Origin of the sequence: Labrys methylaminiphilus subsp. lupini (assembly GCF_051161885.1) — a bacterium.
GTDB lineage: Bacteria > Pseudomonadota > Alphaproteobacteria > Rhizobiales > Labraceae > Labrys.
The window spans coordinates 633,623-651,782 of the sequence record NZ_JBMDIH010000002.1; the positions used below are offsets into that span (position 1 = coordinate 633,623).

An 18,160-nucleotide genomic window follows, 5' to 3' on the forward strand; every position below is an offset into this window, starting at 1 on the left:
CTTTCCTCCGCTTGAATCATTCAAGCAGCAACGGCGCAAGCCATGCCACACAGCGGTAGATGTTGAAATAATCGACGCAAGTGCCGCGCTCGGTCATCTTCACTTGCAGATCTCTGAGGCCGGTTTGTAAGCGAGATACCAGCGACCGAGCAGTCAAAATGACGGTGTAAACATGGTGACGGGGTAGCCGAAAGTAGATCGGCCCAGACGATGTGTTTGCGACAGAGCTGTTTCGACGTGCCCCGACGCTGGGCCTGCTGAGCGGACTTCCTCGACCTCTCGAACCCACCGGATGGGCGGCCCTAGCTTAGCCGGCGGTCCATCCACCATCCACCATCAATGAGGCCCCGGTGATCATGGCCGCCGCATCCGAGGCGAGGAAGACGACCGGTCCCATCAGGTCCTGCAGGCGGGCGAGGCGGCCCAGCTTGATCTTGGCCATCACCCAATCGTGGAATTCCCGATCGGCCAGGCTGGAGCGGGTCAGTTCGGTCTCGACGAAGGTCGGGCAGATGGTGTTGACGCGAATATCGTGCGGCCCCAGCTCGATCGCCATGGCGCGGGTCATGCCCTCCACGGCAAATTTCGAAGCGGAATAGACCGAGCGTTTGGGGCCGCTGACATGGCCCATCTGCGACGACATGGTGATGATGGAGCCGCCCCGGCCACGTTCGGACATCCGCCGCGCCACGGCCTGGGCGAGGAAGAAGGCCGCGCGGACATTGGTGGACATCACGGTATCGAAATCGCCGGCTTTTGTGTCCAGGAAGGCGGATGGCCTGGAGATGCCGGCATTGTTGACGAGGATGTCGAAGGCGCCTAGCGCGGCGAGGCGTGGGGCGGCCTCCGCCGCCGCGATGTCGGCGGCATGCCAGTCGGCCGTGCCGCCGAACGCGCGGATCGCCGCGCCGGCTTCGGCAAGCGCGGTTTCGTTGCGGGCGACCAGGGTCACCGCCGCGCCGGCCTGGGCGAGGGCGGCGGCAGCGGCAAGCCCGATGCCCTTCGACGCGCCGGTGACGAGCGCCCGCCGTCCGTCGAGCCGAAAGGAGGGCGTGAGGGGCAGGGTGCTCATTCGGCGGCTACCGCGCTGCCATAGGGTACCGGCCTGCCGCCGAAGCGCCGTACCCTGACATTGGCCTGCTCGGCATGGCCGACGAAGCCCTCCATCATCGACAGGCGCGAGCAATAGGCGCCGATCGTCCCGGCGGCGTGATCCGTCGATATGCGCTGCCAGGTTGCCGTCTTGATGAATTTGCCGACCCACAGGCCGCCGGTGTAGCGGGCTGCCTTCATGGTCGGCAGGGTATGGTTGGTGCCGATCGCCTTGTCACCGAAGGCGACATTGGTGCGGGCGCCGAGGAACAGGGCACCGAAATTGGTGAGGTTGTCGCGGAACCAATCGTCGCGATCGGTCATCACCTGCACATGTTCGGAAGCGATACCGTCGGCGAGTTCGAGCATCTCCTGATGCGACTCGCAGACGATCACTTCGCCGAAATCCTGCCAGGCGATCGCGGCAATCGCCGCAGTCGGCAGGATGGCGAGCAGGCGCTCGATCTCTCCCAGCGTGTCCTGCGCCAGCTTGCGCGAGGTGGTGAGCAGGATGGCGGGGGAGGTCGGCCCATGCTCGGCCTGGCCGAGCAGGTCGGTGGCGCAGATCTCGCCGTCGACGGTATCGTCGGCGATCACCAGTGTCTCGGTGGGACCGGCGAAGAGATCGATGCCGACGCGCCCGAAGAGCTGGCGCTTGGCTTCGGCGACATAGGCGTTGCCGGGGCCGACCACCATGTCGACCGGGCGGATCGCCGTGGTGCCGATCGCCATCGCGCCGATCGCCTGTACGCCGCCGAGCACATAGATCTCGTCCGCGCCGGCCAAAGCCTGCGCCGCCACGATGGCGGGGGCCGGCGCGCCGTTGAAGGGCGGCGCGGCGGTGACGATACGCTTCACACCCGCCACCTTGGCCGTCACCACCGACATATGGGCCGAGGCGAGCAGGGGATATTTGCCGCCCGGCACGTAGCAGCCGACGGAGGAGACGGGGATGTTGCGGTGGCCGAGCGTGATGCCCGGCAGGGTCTCGACTTCGAGCTCCTGCAGGCTTGCCTTCTGCTTTTCAGCGAAATTCCGCACCTGGGCCTGCGCAAATTCGATATCGCGCAGTTCCTGCGGCGTAAGGCGGGCGATGCAGGCCTCGATTTCCGCGGGCGAGAGGCGAAAATCGTCGCGGACAAGGCCGTCGAAGCGGCTCGAATAATCGCGCAGGGCAGCTTCGCCACGCGCCTCGATGTCGGCCAGGATGGTCTCGACGGTGTCGCGGACCTTCCTGTCGTTCTGGGGCCGGGCTTCGCCGCCGCGGCTTTGCTTGAGCCATTCAGCCATGGATGGTGTCCTTGCGTTGGGTATCGTTTGCGATGGCGATCAGGATCTTGAGCTGGTCATTGCCGGGGCGTGCCAGTTCCGCCAGCCCGCGCTCGACGGCCTCGGCAAGGCCGATACGGCCCGTGATGATCTTCTCGACCGGAAGCTGGCCGGCCGCGATCATGCCGATGACGCGCGGCCCGATGGTGATCGGAAAGCCGAAGCTGGTGGTGAGCGTGATGCTCTTGGAAGTCAGCAGGCGCATGTCGACGCGCGGCGGGTGCACGAAGATGCCGACCTGGACCACCGTGCCGCCGCGCCGGACATGGCCGATGCAATCGGCTAGGGCGCGCTCGTGGCCGGCGCACTCGATGGCGACGTCGACGCCGAGGCCCTCCTCGGTCAGCCGGTTTGCCGCTTCAGCCAGCTCGGTTCCGGCCGGATCGCAGATCGTGACGTCCAGCCCGAGGGATGCGAGCCTGTGGCGGCGCCCCGGATTGGCTTCGGAGACCAGCACGCGGGTGACGCCGGCGGCCCGGGCGGCCATGGCCACGAGGATGCCGATCGGTCCGGCGCCGGTGACGAGCACGCTCGCGCCGGCAAAGACGCCTCCTCGGTCGACGGCATTGACGGCGACGGCCGCCGGTTCGAACAATGCGCCCTGTTCGTCGCTGACACCGTCGGGCAGGCGCACCACATTGGCTTGCGGCAGCACCGCGAACTCGCCCATGCCGCCATAGGCCGAGGACAGGCCGACGATCGCGGTGGTGTCGCTGATATGGCCGAGGCCGCGCCGGACAAAATAGTCCCCGGGCTTATTGAGATGCGGCAGGATGGCGACCCGGTCGCCCGGCTTGACCCGTCCGACCTTGGCGCCGGCCTGCGTCACCACGGCCGAGAATTCGTGGCCGAGCACCAGAGGTGCCGAAGCGCCGGTGAGCGGATGCGGCGTGGCCGCCACGAAGATCGGCCCTTCGAGATATTCATGCACGTCGGTGCCGCAGATGCCGCATTGGCGCACTGCGACGACGACTTCGTCGGGATCGGGCGCCGGGGGAGCGGGAATGTCGTCGAGCCGGACATTGCCGGCGGCATGGAAGCGCAGCGCTTTCATCGGGTTTCTCCGCAATGTTGAGGGCGAGAAGGCTTATTGGGCGAGATAGCCGCCATCGATGGCGAGCTCGGCGCCGGTGATGAAGGCCGCCTCGTCGCTGGCCAGAAACAGGCAGCCCTGCGCGATATCGTCGGGACGGCCCATGCGGCCCATCGGTGTCATCGCCACGATGGCCTCGTTCATTGCCTCGGGCTGGGCCGAAATCAGCGGCGTCCAGATGATGCCGGGATGCACCGAATTGGCCCTGATGTTCTCCTTGGCGTAGGAGATCGCGGCGTTCTTGGTCAGGTTGCGCACGGCGCCCTTGGCCGCCTGATAGGCGGCGGCACCCGGCGCGCCGACACTGCCCCAGATCGAGCATAGATTGACGATCGAGCCTCCGCCTGCGGCCCGCATATGCGGGATGACGCTGCGCATGCCCAGAAAAGTGCCGGTCTGGTTGACGGCGACAACCCGGTCCCATCCGGCGTCGTCGGTGGCATCGATGGTCTCATAGGCGAGTACGATGCCGGCATTGTTGATGAGGATATCGAGCTTGCCGAAACGCGCCACTGCCGTGTCGATGACGCGTGTCCAGTCGTCCTGCCTGGAAACGTCGAGCACCTCGAAGTCCAATTCGGCCCCGACGCCTTCGGGCGGGTGGCGAATATCGGTGGCGATCACGTCGGCTCCCTCAGCCGCGAACAGCTCGGCGATGGCGCGGCCGATGCCCTGCGCCGCGCCCGTGACGAGCGCGACCCTTCCTTGTAGTCGATTCATTGGTGGTCCTCCCTGGCCGGCTGTGACCGGCCCGTGTCGAACGCACGGGCCGGTGGCCGTCCTTCCGCCGCAACGCCTCGGCGTGCCGCTTGTCGGATCGAGTAGCCCTCAATAGCGGTGACGTCAACAAAAATCTATTTTTCATTGACATATCATTTTTTATAGAGAATGTACGAGCAAGAATAGAATTTCACAGTGAGGAGATCCGATGCGTTTCGTCAGTTTCGAAAGGGGAGGCCGCAAGGGTCTCGCCGTGGAGACCGCAGGGGAGCTGCGTGGCGTGGTCGAGGGCGAGGCCGCACATCCGGTCGAGCTTGAAAAGCTTATCGCCGCCGGCGAGGACGACTTGCGCGGGGTCGGCCGCGCCCTGGCATCGGCGCCGGTGATCGATCCGGAAGCGATCCGCTACCGGCCGCCGCTCGCCCGGCCGCCGAAGATCATCTGCGTCGGCCTGAATTATGCCGACCACACCAAGGAATCGCCCTATGAGCAGCCGGACTACCCCACGCTGTTCGCGCGCTTCGCCACGACCCTGATCGGGCATGGCCAGCCGCTGATGCGCCCGCTGGTGTCCGACAGTTTCGACTTCGAAGGCGAGATGGTGGCGGTGATCGGCAAGGGCGGGCGCCACATCCCCCGCGCCCGTGCCCTCGATCACGTCATCGGCTATTCGATCTTCAACGAAGGCTCGGTGCGCGAATATCAGTTCAAGGCGCCGCAATGGACGGTGGGCAAGAATTTCGACCAGACGGGCGCTTTCGGCCCGGCCTTCGTCACTGCGGACGAGGTGCCCGCCGGCGGCAAGGGCCTGCGGCTGGAGACCCGGCTGAACGGGGCGGTGGTGCAGTCGGCGGTGACCGACGACATGTTGTTCGACGTCGCCACCATCATCACCACCATCAGCGAGGCGATCACCCTGGAGCCGGGCGACGTCTTGGTAACGGGCACGCCTGCCGGCATCGGCTGGGCCCGTACGCCACGCCTGCTGATGCGCGCCGGCGATGTCTGCGAAGTGGAGATCGAAGGCCTCGGCCTGCTCGCCAATCCGGTGCGCGACGAGATATCCTCGGCGGAATCGGAGGGGGCGGACCTTGCCGTGGCGGCAGGGGCCGCGAACGCCTGACGCGCCCAAAAATCCTCGGGAGGAGAACATGACCGGCATTCGCACCGGGGACTTCGTCCCTGCCGAGCGAAGGGGCAATCTCGGCGTCCATTCGCTCGATCACTTCGTGCTGCAGGTGCCCGATGGCACCAAGGCGCGCGAATTCTATGAATTGTTCGGCCTGGAGGTGCGCGAGGAGGGCAATGCCCTCCAGCTTCGCACCTTCGGCAATGATCATGTCTGGGGCACGGTGATCGAGGGGAGCGCCCAGAAGAAGCTGCATCATCTGTCTTTCGGGGCCTATGCCGAGGACATGCCACGCTTCAAGGCGCATCTGGAAGGGCTCGGCATCCGCCTCATGGATAGTCCGCCCGGCTTCGCCAGCAACGGTTTCTGGTTTGTCGGCCATGACGAGGTGCTGATCGAGATCAAGGCTGCACCCAAGACCTCGCTCGACCAGAAGAGCGCCGGAACCTTCGTCTCCGTACCCGCGGGGCAGCGCGGCTCGGGCCTGGGGCACGCCGATCTCAAGCGTATACGCCCATCCCGGCTCGCCCATTGCCTGGTGTTCAGCAGCGATGTCGATGGCGCCATCCGCTATTATGAGCGGGTGGCGGGCCTGCGCCTGTCCGACCGTTCGGGCGGCATCGTCGCCTTCCTGCACGGCATTCACGGCTCCGATCATCATCTCATCGCCTTTGCCAAGTCGAATGGGCCCGGCCTCCATCATTGTTCCTGGGATGTCGGGGCCATCGAACAGATCGGTCGCGGCGCGCTGTTCATGGCGGACAAGGGCTATGAGCGCGGCTGGGGCGTGGGGCGGCATACCATCGGCTCCAACTACTTCCATTATGTCCAGGATCCCTGGGGCGGCTTTTCCGAATATTCCTGCGACATCGATTACATCCCCAAGGGCACGGAGTGGGATACGCGCGAATTCGCGCCCGAGGACGCGCTCATGCTGTGGGGGCCGACGCCGCCGGACGATTTCGTCCACAATTACGAGATGGATCGCTGATCCATCCCAGGCAATGAGGAAGGCCTGCACGCCGCCGACAGACGGCCGGGCGGTGCCTGTTGACGCAGACAGGGAACTGGAATGGACACCGGACTTCAAGACAAGCACGTCCTGATCACGGGCGCGGGCAGCGGCATCGGCCGGGCAACGGCCCTGGCCTTCGCCAGGGAGGGCGCCCGCCTGAAGCTCATCGATCGCGATGCGGGCGGGCTCGAGGCGACGGCCGTCGCCATCCGCGGTATCGGTGCCACGGTCGCGACCGCCGTGGCGGACCTGTCGACGGGGCAGGGGGTGGAGGCCGGGCTTGCGGCGATTTTCGCCGGAGGCGAGGGCCGGCTCGATGTGCTCGTCAACAATGTCGGCATCGTGGACGGCCATCCCTTCGAGGAGCTTACGGATGCGCATTGGGAGCGCACTTTCGCCGTCAACTTCATGAGCAATATCCGCGTCACGCGCGTCTTGCTGCCGAGGCTGCGTGAAAGTGGCGGGGCGATCATCAACAACACCTCCGACCTTGCCCGCCAGCCGGAGGCGATCCCGGCCGATTACGGTGCTCTGAAGGCGGCGTTGCTCTCCGTCACCAAGAGCCTGGCTCGGGCCGAAGCGCCGCGCGTGCGCGTCAACGCGGTGGCGCCCGGTCCGATCTGGACGCCGCTCTGGTCGGCGCCGGGCGGCTTTGCCGAGGCGCTGTCGGCCCATCACAAATTGCCGCCGCGCGAGGCGGTCGACTACGAAATGAAGCTCAGGCAATTGCCGCTCGAGCGCATGGGCGAGCCCGAGGAGGTCGCCAATGTCATCGTCTTCCTGGCCTCCAGCCTCGCCTCCTTCGTCACCTCCTCGGTCTGGGGCGTCGATGGCGGCAGCATCCGCAGCCTGATCTGACGCCGGCGGCGGCCGGCGCGGCGCGCGCGCGGCGACGATGGGACCTCGCGCCGAGGCGGCGCGGGGCGAGACCGCAGTCGTCCCGGGAAGAGGTCGCCGATGCGCGCGGTCGGTTGCAGCAGGGACGGCTCGATGGATGTACCCGATAGGAATCTTGCGGCACCAAGAGCTTCCGCCGCGCGATGGCAATGCAGGCGGGCGATGTCATGCCGATAGGACCGCAAGATTCCGGGGAGTTGTGCCGGAAAAAGTTTATTTTTGGCTTACTTATGTATATTTATTGTTGGGAACCACCTGAACGGATGCATGCATGACTTCCTTTGCCGACGCGAAATCCCGAACCTTGGCAGGCGACATCTATGAGCGCATTCGCGCCGATGTGTTGGCCTGTCGTATTCCGCCGGGCTCCAAGCTCAAGATCGGGGATTTTTGCAAGCGGTTCGATGTCAGCCTGGGAGCCGTGCGCGAGGCGCTGTCGCGCCTCAGCGCCGACGGCCTGGTGATCGCCGAGGCGCAGAAGGGTTTTCGGGTGGCGCCCATCTCGCGCGAGGACCTGATCGACCTCACGCGCACGCGCATACAGATCGAGAGCCTGTGCCTGACCGACTCGATCCGCAAGGGCGATCTCGACTGGGAGACCGGTGTGGTGGCGAGCTTCCATCGCCTGTCGCGGCTCGACGTGCGCGATCCCGGCGATCCCGGCCGCATCAATGATGATTGGGTGATCGCACACTCCGCCTTTCACGCCGCGCTGGTGGCGGCCTGCAAGAGCCCGACGCTGCTCAGGATCCGCAAGGCCCTCTACGAGCAGACCGAGCGCTATCGGGCACTGTCGGTGCCGGCCGAGCCCGTCAGCCGCGACATCAATCTCGAGCACAGGGAATTGATGGAAGCCACGCTTGCCCGTGACGTCGGGCGCGCCTGCGAGCTGATCGATATGCACCTGTCCCGTACCACCGAGATCCTGCTCGCTGCTCCCTTCCTTCAGGAGAAGGCCGGCGAACGCGCGGCCGGCTGATCGGCTTGAGTATTAAATAGATTATAAAAAAAGAAATCTATTTTTATTGACAGGATCGGTTCCGCTTCCTAGTCTCCTGCCATCCAACAAGAGGATGCCGGGAGGGAATCATGGATCGTTCGTCGACAATCATGTGGGTAGGCACGGTACGGGCCTTGCCGCTGGCCGAGCAGCTCAAGGCGGCGCGCCTTGCCGGCTGCGACGCCATCTCGATCACGCCCTACAATTACACGAAGTGGCTGCTGGAAGGCCTCTCCACCAAGGATATGCTGGTGCTCGCCGACGACAATGGCGTGAAGCTGACCCAGCTCGACCCCTATGCGCGCTGGGCAACCCACTGGTTCCCGGACAATCTCGATCCGGCGCAGTTTCCGATCCCGTTCTTCGGCTATGAAGGAGAGGATTTCTTCCGCATCGCCGAGGCGCTGCAGGTCGATTCCATGAGCGCCATCATCACCTGCCCGCAAAGCCAGGTCTCGATCGACCAGCTCATCGAGGGCTTTGCCCAGACCTGCGACCGCGCTGCGACCATGGGCATGCGCTGCGACCTCGAATTCATCCCGTTCTGGGGCATGCCCGATCTCGAAACGGCCTGGAAGATCGTGAAGACGGCCGACAAGGCCAATAGCGGCATCGTCTTCGACTTCTGGCACTATCTGCGCGGCAAGCCTGATCCGGCCCTGCTCGATACCATCCCCGGCGAAAAGATCTCGACGGTGCAGATCGCCGATGCGGATGCCGCGCTCAAGCCGGGCCGCTCGATGCTGGACGATTGCGTCTTCCATCGCGTCGCGCCGGGTGACGGTGGTTTTCCGGTGGTCGAGCTGCTGCAGCAATTGCACCGGATCGGCGGCCTGAACCGTTTCGGGCCGGAAATCTTCTCGGCAGCGTTCGATAAATTGTCGGCCGAGGAGATCGGACAGCGCTGCCAGTCCTCCTTTGCCCGCGCCTTCGATCTTGCCGGCATTCCCCATCGTTTCGACGCGGCCAAGGCGGCAGCCTGAGCCCACTCCGGCGCGCCCGTGCCGCCGGCACGGGCGCTTCCCACCCAAGGAGATTGCAGATGTCCCAGCAGGGCGTCGACCTCGTTTTCTGGCCGGCCTCGGCGCGCGTGCATGGTTTTCGCGGCCATGTCGAGGCGGCCAGGGCGGGTGGCTTCACCAGCCTCGCCATCGCGCCCGAGACCTATCTCGAAGCGCTGGAATCCGGCCTCAAGCCGCAGGACATGAAGGCGATGGCCGCCGACGCGGGGGCGCCGCTGCGTTATCTCGATTCCCTCACCGATTGGGCGCCGATCCGCGTGCCCGCCGAATGCAGTCCCGAGTTGCGGGCGCGTTTCGACGTCAGCACAGATCACAGCCTGCGCATCTGCGAAAAGCTCGGCCTGACCTCGATCCTCGCCGTGGCCGGCTATGACAGGGGCACGGTCGAGCAAAGCCGGCTGGTGGATGGCTTCGGCCGCCTGTGCGAACGGGTGGCCTGGCACGGCTATTGGGTCGATCTCGAATTCATGCCGTTCTGGGGCCTGCCCAATCTGGCCGATGCTTGGGCGATCGTCGGTGCAGTCACCCCCGCCAATGCCGGCATCCTGGTCGATATCTGGCATTTCTCGAAGGGCCATGCCGATCTCGATTTGCTGCGATCATTGCCGGGCCAGTATTTCGCCGGCGTCCAGGTGGATGACGGGCGACGGCGCCAGATCGGCCATTCCACCTTCGACGACACCGTCAATCACCGCAACTTCCCGGGGGAAGGCGAGTTCGAGGTGGTGGAAATCCTGCGCATCATCGCGGCCAAGGGCCAATTGCGCCATGTCGGCCCTGAAGTGTTTTCGCAGGAGGTCGATGCCCTGTCGGCCCGGGAGGCAGGGCGGCGTTCGGGCGATACGACCCGCGCCGTCCTGGACGCGGCCGGCATTTCCTATCGCCACCCGGAGGTGGCGGCGGCAAACTAGAGCGGTCAACTCCAGTCGCCGACGATTATTGCGCTCTTTCTGGAATCGCCGGCTTCCAGCCGGCTCTTGGAGCTACGCCGCCCATTGGCAAGGAATAGCCGGCTGGAAGCCGGCTATTCCGGGAAGGGATGACATCGGTGCATTCAGCGCCGATGCGCCTGCGCTGATCTTCAGCTCTTTGGCAGCACGGTGGGCTGATAGGCCAGGAGCTGCCAGCGCCCGTCCCGCAGGGCCCACACGGCCAGGCTGCTATTGTCGAGATGGCGATCCTGGCCTCCGACACGGACATGACCAGCCATGCGTCCGGCCACGATCGCCGTGGCGCCGGCAATGACGATCGTCTCTTCTGGCCGCCGGATTTCGATATAGTCGAAGAAGCCGCTCGCCAGTTTTTCCAGATAGCTGTGCTTGGTGTCGCGCGCGCCGTTCGAATGGGCATAGAGCATCTCATCCGCCAGCAGCGCCTCCAGGGCCGGCACATCGGCCTCCAGCATCGCCCGGTAGCGTTCCTCTTCCAGCTCGTGGATTTGCGCCTCGATCGTCACTCCATATCCCCATTTTTCATCGTAAAATTGATTATGCTTTACAATATATATTTTCTCTGAGAATGTCTAGCCAAGGTTCCCGAGGCAAGACCCCAGCCGTGGCGATCGCCGTCGGCAGCAGGGGCGCGGAACCGCTTCAGCAATGGGAGAACGACAAGGTGAGACTGTCACTGCAATTTCCAGCTTTGCTGGCTTCGGCCGTCCTGGTCGCCGGTGCCCTGCCCGGCCAGCCGGTCCAGGCGCAGGAAAAACCGACCAAGATCTACCTGGCGGTGGGTACCACCAGCGCCGAATATTGGCAGGAAGTGATCTGGGGCGCCGAGCAGGTCGCCAACTCCGTCGGCGCCAAGCTCGAAGTCTATGAAAGCGGTTTTGATGGGCAGAAGCACCTGCAGCAGCTCGGCGCCATCCTCGCCGCGGGCTGCGAGGGCTGCGCCTTCACCTGGTTTCCCGATTCGACCGCCTACACCAAGGCCTTCGTCGACCGCGCCGAGCAGGCCGGGGCCTTGATGACCACGCTGTGGAACCGGCCGGAAGACATCCATCCCTGGGATACCGCCCCGGAAGCCTGGGTGGCCAACATTTCCTTCGACGGTGTCGATTCCGGCTATCAGAACGGCCGGGCCTTGTGCGAGGCCCTCGGCAAGGAAGGCGGCGGCATCGTCGTGCTCAAGGGCACGCCCGACAATCCGCCGGCCAAGCAGCGCGAGATCGGCCTGCACAAGGCCGCGGCGGAATGCCCGGCTATGAAGATCCTCGACACCCAGATCGGCGACTGGGACCAGACCAAGGCGCAGACCATCACCCGCACCTGGCTGGCGCGCTACGGAGATCAGCTCAAGGGTGTGTTTTCGGAGAATGACGCCATGGCGCTGGGCGTCGTCGCCGCCTTGCGGGAGAAGGGCCTCGCCGGCAAGATCCCTGTCACCGGTTCGGACGGCTCGAGCGACGCGCTGCGGCTGATCCAGGCCGGCGAGATGCTGTCGAGCATGCGGGTCAATTCGCGCATGCACGGCGCCGTTGCCGCGGCGCTCGCCTATGCCGCCGCGGTCGGCGATGTGAAGCTCGGCGAGCTCTCCCAGGATCGTCGGGATTTCTATCTCGAACAGACCCTGGCGACCAAGGCCAATGTCGAGGCCATCCTCGGCAGCAAGCCCAATCCCGCCGATTATGGCTATCAGGTGCTAAAGGCCAATTTCTGGGCCCGGTCACGGGGCCAGATTCCGGTCGGCGTCAACTGACGGACGGGTCTCATGCCAAACCTGCCTATCTCCTCCCCCGTCGCCGATGCGTTCGGCGGCCAGGCTCCCTCCCTGCGCCGGCAGCGTTCGACGGGTAGAACCGCCGCGCGGCACTTCAAGCTGAAGACCTTCGGCCCGCTGGCGGTGCTGGTCCTGCTCGTGGCCGTCTTTTCGATCGCGGCGCCGAATTTCTTCACCCTCGCCAATCTGCAGGCGATTCTCGAGGCGGCGACGGTGCCGGCGATCGTGGCGGTCGGCATGACCTTTGTGCTGCTGCAGGGCGCCATCGACCTGTCGACGGAAGGCATCGCCTCGCTTGCCAGCATCGTGCTTTCGGTGCTGGTGGCCAATTCCATCACCGGACAGGATCTGGGCTGGGCAGCACCTGTCCTCGCCCTCGGCGCCGGCGCTGCGTTCGGGCTGTTCAACGGTGCCGTTTCGACCTTCCTGCGCATGCCCTCGCTGATCGTCACGCTGGCCTCGTGGCTGATCGCGCTAGGGTTCGCCGCGCTGCTCTTTCCCGGGCGGCAGCCACAGATCCTCGATCCGCGGCTGATCGGACTGGCGCTCGACAAGCATCTGGGACTCAGCGCGCTGGTCTATCTGGCGGCTCTGGTCACCCTGGCCGGCTTTGCCGTCGAGCGCCTGACCAGGCTCGGCCGCATGGGCTACGCGATCGGCGCCGATGAGGCACTGCTGCGGCAGGCCGGCATCCGCGTGGATGTCTACAAGATCGCCGCCTTCGTGATCTCGGGCAGCCTGAGCGCCGTTGCCGGCATCTTCGTCGCCGCGCAGATCGGCGTCGGCAATCCGAGCGCGGGTGAGGGGCTGCTGTTCCCCGGCATCGCTGCCTGCGTGATCGGCGGCACGCTGCTGTCGGGCGGACGGGGCGGCGTCTTTCATTCCGTGATGGGTGTGCTGATCCTGGTGACCCTGCGCAATGGTCTGGTTCAAACCGGCACCAATCCTCTCCTGCAGAAGGCGATCGAGGGCGTGGTGATCATCATCGCGGTGACCGGTTCGACCTGGCACCTGCGCCGCAAGACGAGGGTGGTGAAATGACGGCGATCATGAGTCTTCGCGGCATGACCAAGCGTTTCCCGGGCGTGGTCGCGCTCGACAATGTCGACGCGGACCTGCGCGAGCACGAGGTGCTCGGGCTGATCGGGCAGAACGGCTCGGGCAAATCCTCGCTGATGAAGATCATCGGCGGGCTTTACCGCCCGGACGCCGGCGAAATGACCCTGCGGTCCCGGCCGGTGCGCTTTTCCTCGCCGCTCGAAGCCGCCCGAGCCGGTATCGGGCTGGTGCATCAGGAACAATCCCTGATCGGCAATCTCAGCGTGGCCGAGAACATCTTCCTCGGCAAGCCGACAGATTTCTGCCGTGGCGGCTTCTATCGCTGGTCGCGCATGAACGAGGCGGCCCGCCGCCAGCTCGACAAGGTGGAGCTCGACGTGCCGCCCGACATGCCGGTGGACGAACTCACCTTCGCCGAGCGGCAGATGGTGGAACTCGCCAAGGTCCTGGCGCTGGAGGAACTGGTGGACGGCCATCTCGTCGTTTTGTTCGACGAGCCGACCTCGGTGCTGACGCCAGGCGAGATCGAGGCTCTGTTCCGCCAGGTTCGCCGCATCCGCTCGCGCGCCAGCGTGGTGTTCATCTCGCATCGCATGGACGAGGTGCTCTCCATCTCCGATCGCGTCTATGTCATGAGCGATGGCCGCAATGTCGCCGAACGGGCCGGCGGCAACACGGATCCGGACGAGCTCTACGAATTGATGGTGGGGCGCCAGCGCGCCGGCTCGATCGCGCCTCGCCAAACCGCGCCGGCGGTGGGGCAAGCCCGGCGTCTCGATATCAGCGGCCTGTCGGTGCCGGGGCAGATCGAGGGCATCGATCTCGCCGTCGCGCCCGGGGAGATCATGGGCCTGATCGGCGTGCAGGGCTCGGGCGCCGAGAGCATCTGCCGTGCCTTGTTTGGCCTGCAACAGAAAATTACCGGCACCATCGCCTTCGAGGACCGTCTGGTGAGCATCGACAGCCCCGGTGACGCGGTGAGGCTCGGCATCGGCTATGTGCCGGCCGAGCGCAAGACCGAGGGCATGCTGCGCGGCATGAGCATCCTCGAAAACATGACCGTCACCTTCGGCACGGATTACGGCCCCGGCCTCGGTTTGCTCTCGGGCCGGCGCGAACGCGCAAAAGCGCAGGAATGGGCCGGGCGGCTGAAGATCAAGGCAGCATCCCTCGACCAGCGCATCGAGCTCCTCTCCGGTGGCAACCAGCAAAAGGCCGTGCTGAGCAAATGGCTGCTCGGGCGCTCCTTGAAACTGCTGGTTCTGGACCATCCCACCCGTGGGCTGGATCCGGGCGCGCGAGCCGATCTGTTCAACGCCATCTGCGCGCTTGCGGAAGAGGGCCTGTCGATCCTGTTCGTCGGCGACACGCTCGACGAGATGCTGCTGCTCTCCGACACTATCGTGGTGATGAAGGATGGCCGGATCAGCCAGCGCTTCGGCGGCGTGCAGCAGCAGCGCCCGGCCGAAGAGAGCATCGTGAAGGCGATGGTGTGAGGGAGGAAGACATGGCCATCAACGATCAATCGAGCCCGGCTCCATCGCCACTTCTCGCCGCCATGCCGCTGCTGCGAAGGCTCGGCCCCTGCCTTGCCCTTGCAGTGATGTTTTTTGTCGTCGTGTCGATCTCGCCCGGCCTGTTGCGCTGGCGGGCCCTAAATGCGCTGGCCTTCGACGCGGCACCCCTGCTGATCCTGGTGATCGGAGCGACCCTGCCGATCCTGCTCGGCACCATCGACCTGTCATCGGCGGCCATGGCAACGCTGGCCGCCGTGGTGGCGGCGATGCTGGCGCCGACGCTCGGCTCGGGCTGCGTTCCCGTGGTGCTGGCGGGTGCTGCCGTGATCGGCGCCGTGCAGGGGTTTCTGATCGGCTGGCTCCAGATCCCGTCCTTCGTGATGACGCTCGGTTCGCTTGGCCTGTTTTCCGGGCTGGCGCTTTATCTGAGCGGCGCGACCACCATCGGCATCGGGCCCGGCCTGGCGGCATTCGATTGGCTGGCGGGGCGCACGGGCGGCGTGCCCAACGCCTTCCTGACCGTGGTCGGCGTCTGGCTGATACTGACGCTGGTACTGCGCAGGACACGCGGCGGCCGGGACGTCTATGCCTTCGGCGCCAACCAGCTCGCCGCCTATATGTCCGGCGTACACTGCGGCCGCACGCGGGCCTTTGCTTTCGCCGTCTCCAGCCTGTGCGCGGCGCTGGGCGGGCTGATGCTGCTGTCGCAGACGCTCTACAGCGCCCCCACCATCGCCAGCAATCTCCTGCTGCCCTCGCTCGTCGGCGTGGTGGTGGGCGGCACGGCGATATCGGGGGGCATCGGCGGGTTGACGGGCAGCCTGGTCGGCGGGCTGACTGCGGTTCTGATCCGCGTCGGCGCCACCATTGCCGGCCTTCCCAGTGCCATGCAGGACGTCGCCTTCGGCGTGATCATCCTGATCGCGGTGGCGGTGACCACCGATCGCGGCAAGATCGGTATTGTCAAATAATCATTGTCGAAGGGGATGAGACCTCGCGCTCACAGAGCGCAGCAATGCTGGAGGATCGAGCCGACCTGCCGCTAAGACGGACTTCGGTGAAGATCGGCTTGACGAAGGACGGGCAGCTGAAGCGAGCAGGACTCATCGAGAAGCCGTTCGTTGCGTTGCTCAGCGAGCACCTGGCAGGGCGAAGACCGCCGGTCCCGCATCCAAACATGGCATCTTGAAAACGATGATGTACAGCTGAAAGCCCTCTGTGGCGGGATGATCGAGTGCAGCAAGAACATGTTAGCGCATTCCGTTCTTGTCAATGTAGAGAATAGTATAATGCTCATCAAAATATAAAATGGAATGTAAGGCGATTTTGGTGTCGTTGTTTACTGGATTTTTACGATTCGATGATAGTTATATCTAGGCTTATGATTCAAAACAGCCGCTTGTGGCGGATATCGATATCGGATTGTGAGCCCCCGCAACCAAATCAAATGTCAAAAACCCTGATCGATGTAATTACTCGATAGGGGTTTTGTTTTTGGTCGTTAATGCCATAGCATTGAGCCTGACGCTGAGGTTCCCGATACCTTTATACGATATCAGTGTATCTTATATATACAGGTTCAATTCGAATGCGGCGCTTCTCCGCCATTTCTCTCGAAAGCCATGATGTCGTGTTTGAATTGCTCTGTTGGGAAAAATGGAGCTCTGCACAACTCAGCTTTGTGACCGGGACGTCTGTCAAGCAATCTCGATCAATCCGGAATGAACATCGCAATGGCTGCCATGCCCATAATGGCTGTCGCCACCCACCCAAGGATGACGATGGATCTGGGTGCGGTGAATGCTCCCATCGTCGATTTTCTCGATGCCAGCAAGAGGACCACGACCATCAGGGGCACGGCCACGATGCCGTTGATGACGGCACTCCAGAAAAGGGCCTTCATAGGACTGATCGGCGAGTATTGGATGATCATTCCGGCGAGAACGCTGACGGCGATCACACTATAAAAGCCGCGGGCGTTCGTCACCTTGAGTTCGAGCCCTTCCTTCCAACCAATGGCCTCGGCGAGTGCATAGGCGCCGGAGCCCGCCAGGACGGGGACACCAATCAGCCCCACTCCCAGGATACCAAGTGCAAATAAGAGGAAGGCGAAATCGCCGGCGAGTGGCCTCAGGGCGCCCGCCGCTTGTGCAGCAGTGCTGATGTCGGTAACGCCGGCTGCATTGAGCGTCACAGCCGTCGCCAGGATAATGAAATAGGCGGTGATATTGGAATAGAACATGCCACTCCAGGTGTCCCAGCGAATTCGGCGCAGTTCCCTTGCGGCCTCGGGCTGGTCGTTGAGGAGAGGGGCGGCTCCGCGCCCGCGCTGCATGTCCTCGACCTCTTCGGAGGCCTGCCAGAAGAAAAGGTACGGGCTGATCGTGGTGCCGAACACCCCGGTCACGACCGCGGCCGCATCGGCGTTGAGCGTGAATTTTGGCCAGATTGTTCGCAATCCAACCTCTCGCCAGGGAACATGCACCGTGAACAGAACGGCGGCATAGGCGAGAAGAGACAGGGTCAACCATTTGAGAAAAACGACATAGCGATGATATGGAATGAAAACCTGCAGAATCAGGGTTCCGAGTACGAAAGTCACCGTCATCAGATGGCGGTTGAAGCCGATGACAAGCTCGGCAACTTCACCCATGGCCGCGACGTCGGCTGCAATATTCAGAATGTTGGCGAGCAGAAGGAGCAGCACCACGCCCCGGAGCACAAAGGGCGGGAAAGCCAGCTTGATGTTAGCGGCCAGCCCCTTTCCGGTTACGCGGCCGATCCGGGCGCATATGGACTGGATCGCGGCCATCAACGGGAAAGTGAGAGGCATCGTCCAGAGCATGTTCAAGCCGAACTGGGCGCCAGCCTGGGAATAGGTCGCGATTCCGCTGGGATCGTCGTCGGCGACACCGGTGATAAGGCCAGGCCCCACCCGAGCAAGCGGATGTTCCTTCAGCCGCGCCCACAGGGTGCGAAGAGCTTTCGCATGGGGTGTCCCACCAACATCTTCGGACGGTGACATGGCTGCTTCCTCTCCAGATAGCGCGAAGTCGGAACCGAACGTCCGGATAAGAACGAATTGGAGCCGCCGGGTGACTTCAGATGGACCCGACACCGGCAGGCAGATGAAAAGGTCCCAGTTGTTCGCAATCGTGCGAAGGGTGTTGTCAGACCTGCTCGCCAGAAGGATGAGCATTCTTCTTGTGCTTGGATCCGGCGTGCCTGGGTTCTATCCCCAAATCGATCAGGCGCCGCTCCACCGCCAAGGAACAGATTGCCCTAAGGCTAGCCGGATCGGTCAGTTCAGGATCGCGTAAGGATTGGAGTGCTGCGCGAATGACACGTTTGTTGTCCGATCTTGGGACTTTGTTGGCGACATAGGCGTAGAGTGGCGCGCTATGCAAGCCCTTTGCGGCTCCCGTGATCAAGGCTTCGTAGATTCTCTTCTTCGTTTCGCCCATGAGTTTACCCTCCGCAGTTGGTAGCCACGCCGGTCGAGCAATGTCGATCGTCCAGTGGAAAAATGAGGAGGATCAAATATCGGCGCCCGGAACATGTATCGCATT

General features: G+C 64.1%; 17 protein-coding genes. 10 read left to right on the plus strand and 7 right to left on the minus strand.

What is annotated here, in order from left to right; translation table 11 throughout:
* Positions 1–307: 307 nt before the first annotated feature.
* Genes ACN6KF_RS28635 through ACN6KF_RS28650 form a run of 4 tightly spaced genes read right to left on the minus strand, consistent with a single transcriptional unit; the run spans position 308 to position 4,234 of the window.
* Positions 308–1,072 (minus strand): SDR family NAD(P)-dependent oxidoreductase, encoded by a 765-nt coding sequence (locus ACN6KF_RS28635; RefSeq protein ID WP_434960289.1) that lies wholly within the window; start codon positions 1,070–1,072, stop codon positions 308–310.
* Positions 1,069–2,382, minus strand: a complete 1,314-nt coding sequence (gene hisD / locus ACN6KF_RS28640; protein ID WP_434960290.1) for a histidinol dehydrogenase — start codon at positions 2,380–2,382, stop codon at positions 1,069–1,071. The genes ACN6KF_RS28635 and hisD overlap by 4 nt, the downstream gene beginning before the upstream one ends.
* Positions 2,375–3,475: a zinc-binding dehydrogenase gene (locus ACN6KF_RS28645; protein WP_434960291.1), complete on the minus strand. Its 1,101-nt coding sequence runs from the start codon at positions 3,473–3,475 to the stop codon at positions 2,375–2,377. Before ACN6KF_RS28645 ends, hisD begins: the two co-directional genes overlap by 8 nt.
* 33 nt (positions 3,476–3,508) lie before the next feature.
* Entirely contained in the window at positions 3,509–4,234 is a 726-nt protein-coding gene (locus tag ACN6KF_RS28650) for an SDR family NAD(P)-dependent oxidoreductase (protein WP_434960292.1), read from the minus strand.
* A 208-nt stretch (positions 4,235–4,442) separates the two neighbouring features.
* Here ACN6KF_RS28650 and ACN6KF_RS28655 point away from each other — a divergent pair, with 208 nt between their 5' ends.
* From ACN6KF_RS28655 to ACN6KF_RS28680, 6 genes are all read left to right on the plus strand, one after another.
* Positions 4,443–5,357 (plus strand): fumarylacetoacetate hydrolase family protein, encoded by a 915-nt coding sequence (locus ACN6KF_RS28655; protein ID WP_434960293.1) that lies wholly within the window; start codon positions 4,443–4,445, stop codon positions 5,355–5,357.
* A 28-nt stretch (positions 5,358–5,385) separates the two neighbouring features.
* Positions 5,386–6,354, plus strand: a complete 969-nt coding sequence (locus ACN6KF_RS28660) for a VOC family protein (protein WP_434960294.1) — start codon at positions 5,386–5,388, stop codon at positions 6,352–6,354.
* 81 nt (positions 6,355–6,435) lie between these two features.
* Positions 6,436–7,236 (plus strand): SDR family NAD(P)-dependent oxidoreductase, encoded by an 801-nt coding sequence (locus ACN6KF_RS28665; RefSeq protein WP_434960295.1) that lies wholly within the window; start codon positions 6,436–6,438, stop codon positions 7,234–7,236.
* 310 nt (positions 7,237–7,546) lie between these two features.
* Entirely contained in the window at positions 7,547–8,254 is a 708-nt protein-coding gene (locus ACN6KF_RS28670; protein ID WP_434960296.1) for a GntR family transcriptional regulator, read from the plus strand.
* Positions 8,255–8,364: 110 nt separating this feature from the next.
* Positions 8,365–9,258 (plus strand): sugar phosphate isomerase/epimerase family protein, encoded by an 894-nt coding sequence (locus ACN6KF_RS28675; protein ID WP_434960297.1) that lies wholly within the window; start codon positions 8,365–8,367, stop codon positions 9,256–9,258.
* Between the two features lie 59 nt (positions 9,259–9,317).
* Positions 9,318–10,208, plus strand: coding sequence for a sugar phosphate isomerase/epimerase family protein (locus ACN6KF_RS28680; RefSeq protein ID WP_434960298.1), 891 nt, complete (start codon positions 9,318–9,320; stop codon positions 10,206–10,208).
* A gap of 170 nt (positions 10,209–10,378) precedes the next feature.
* Here the strand turns inward: ACN6KF_RS28680 and ACN6KF_RS28685 are convergent, their stop codons facing one another.
* Positions 10,379–10,753, minus strand: a complete 375-nt coding sequence (locus ACN6KF_RS28685) for a nuclear transport factor 2 family protein (RefSeq protein ID WP_434960299.1) — start codon at positions 10,751–10,753, stop codon at positions 10,379–10,381.
* Positions 10,754–10,851: 98 nt separating this feature from the next.
* Here ACN6KF_RS28685 and ACN6KF_RS28690 point away from each other — a divergent pair, with 98 nt between their 5' ends.
* From ACN6KF_RS28690 to ACN6KF_RS28705, 4 genes are read left to right on the plus strand one after another with little or no spacing between them, the layout of a single operon-like run.
* On the plus strand, positions 10,852–11,994 hold the full coding sequence (locus tag ACN6KF_RS28690) for a sugar ABC transporter substrate-binding protein (RefSeq protein WP_434960300.1): 1,143 nt from the start codon (positions 10,852–10,854) through the stop codon (positions 11,992–11,994).
* Positions 11,995–12,006: 12 nt separating this feature from the next.
* The gene (locus tag ACN6KF_RS28695; protein WP_434960301.1) at positions 12,007–13,056 is read left to right on the plus strand and encodes an ABC transporter permease; all 1,050 of its coding nucleotides are present in this window, start codon (positions 12,007–12,009) and stop codon (positions 13,054–13,056) included.
* A gap of 23 nt (positions 13,057–13,079) precedes the next feature.
* Complete coding sequence (locus tag ACN6KF_RS28700) at positions 13,080–14,570, plus strand: sugar ABC transporter ATP-binding protein (RefSeq protein WP_434960302.1); 1,491 nt, start codon at positions 13,080–13,082, stop codon at positions 14,568–14,570.
* 11 nt (positions 14,571–14,581) lie between these two features.
* Positions 14,582–15,562, plus strand: a complete 981-nt coding sequence (locus tag ACN6KF_RS28705) for an ABC transporter permease (protein ID WP_434960303.1) — start codon at positions 14,582–14,584, stop codon at positions 15,560–15,562.
* Positions 15,563–16,302: 740 nt separating this feature from the next.
* Here ACN6KF_RS28705 and ACN6KF_RS28710 read toward each other — a convergent pair.
* Together ACN6KF_RS28710 and ACN6KF_RS28715 are read right to left on the minus strand one after the other, a co-directional pair.
* Positions 16,303–17,790 (minus strand): NRAMP family divalent metal transporter, encoded by a 1,488-nt coding sequence (locus tag ACN6KF_RS28710; protein ID WP_434960304.1) that lies wholly within the window; start codon positions 17,788–17,790, stop codon positions 16,303–16,305.
* The gene (locus ACN6KF_RS28715; RefSeq protein ID WP_434960305.1) at positions 17,762–18,055 is read right to left on the minus strand and encodes a hypothetical protein; all 294 of its coding nucleotides are present in this window, start codon (positions 18,053–18,055) and stop codon (positions 17,762–17,764) included. Before ACN6KF_RS28715 ends, ACN6KF_RS28710 begins: the two co-directional genes overlap by 29 nt.
* Between the last annotated feature and the right edge of the window lie 105 nt (positions 18,056–18,160).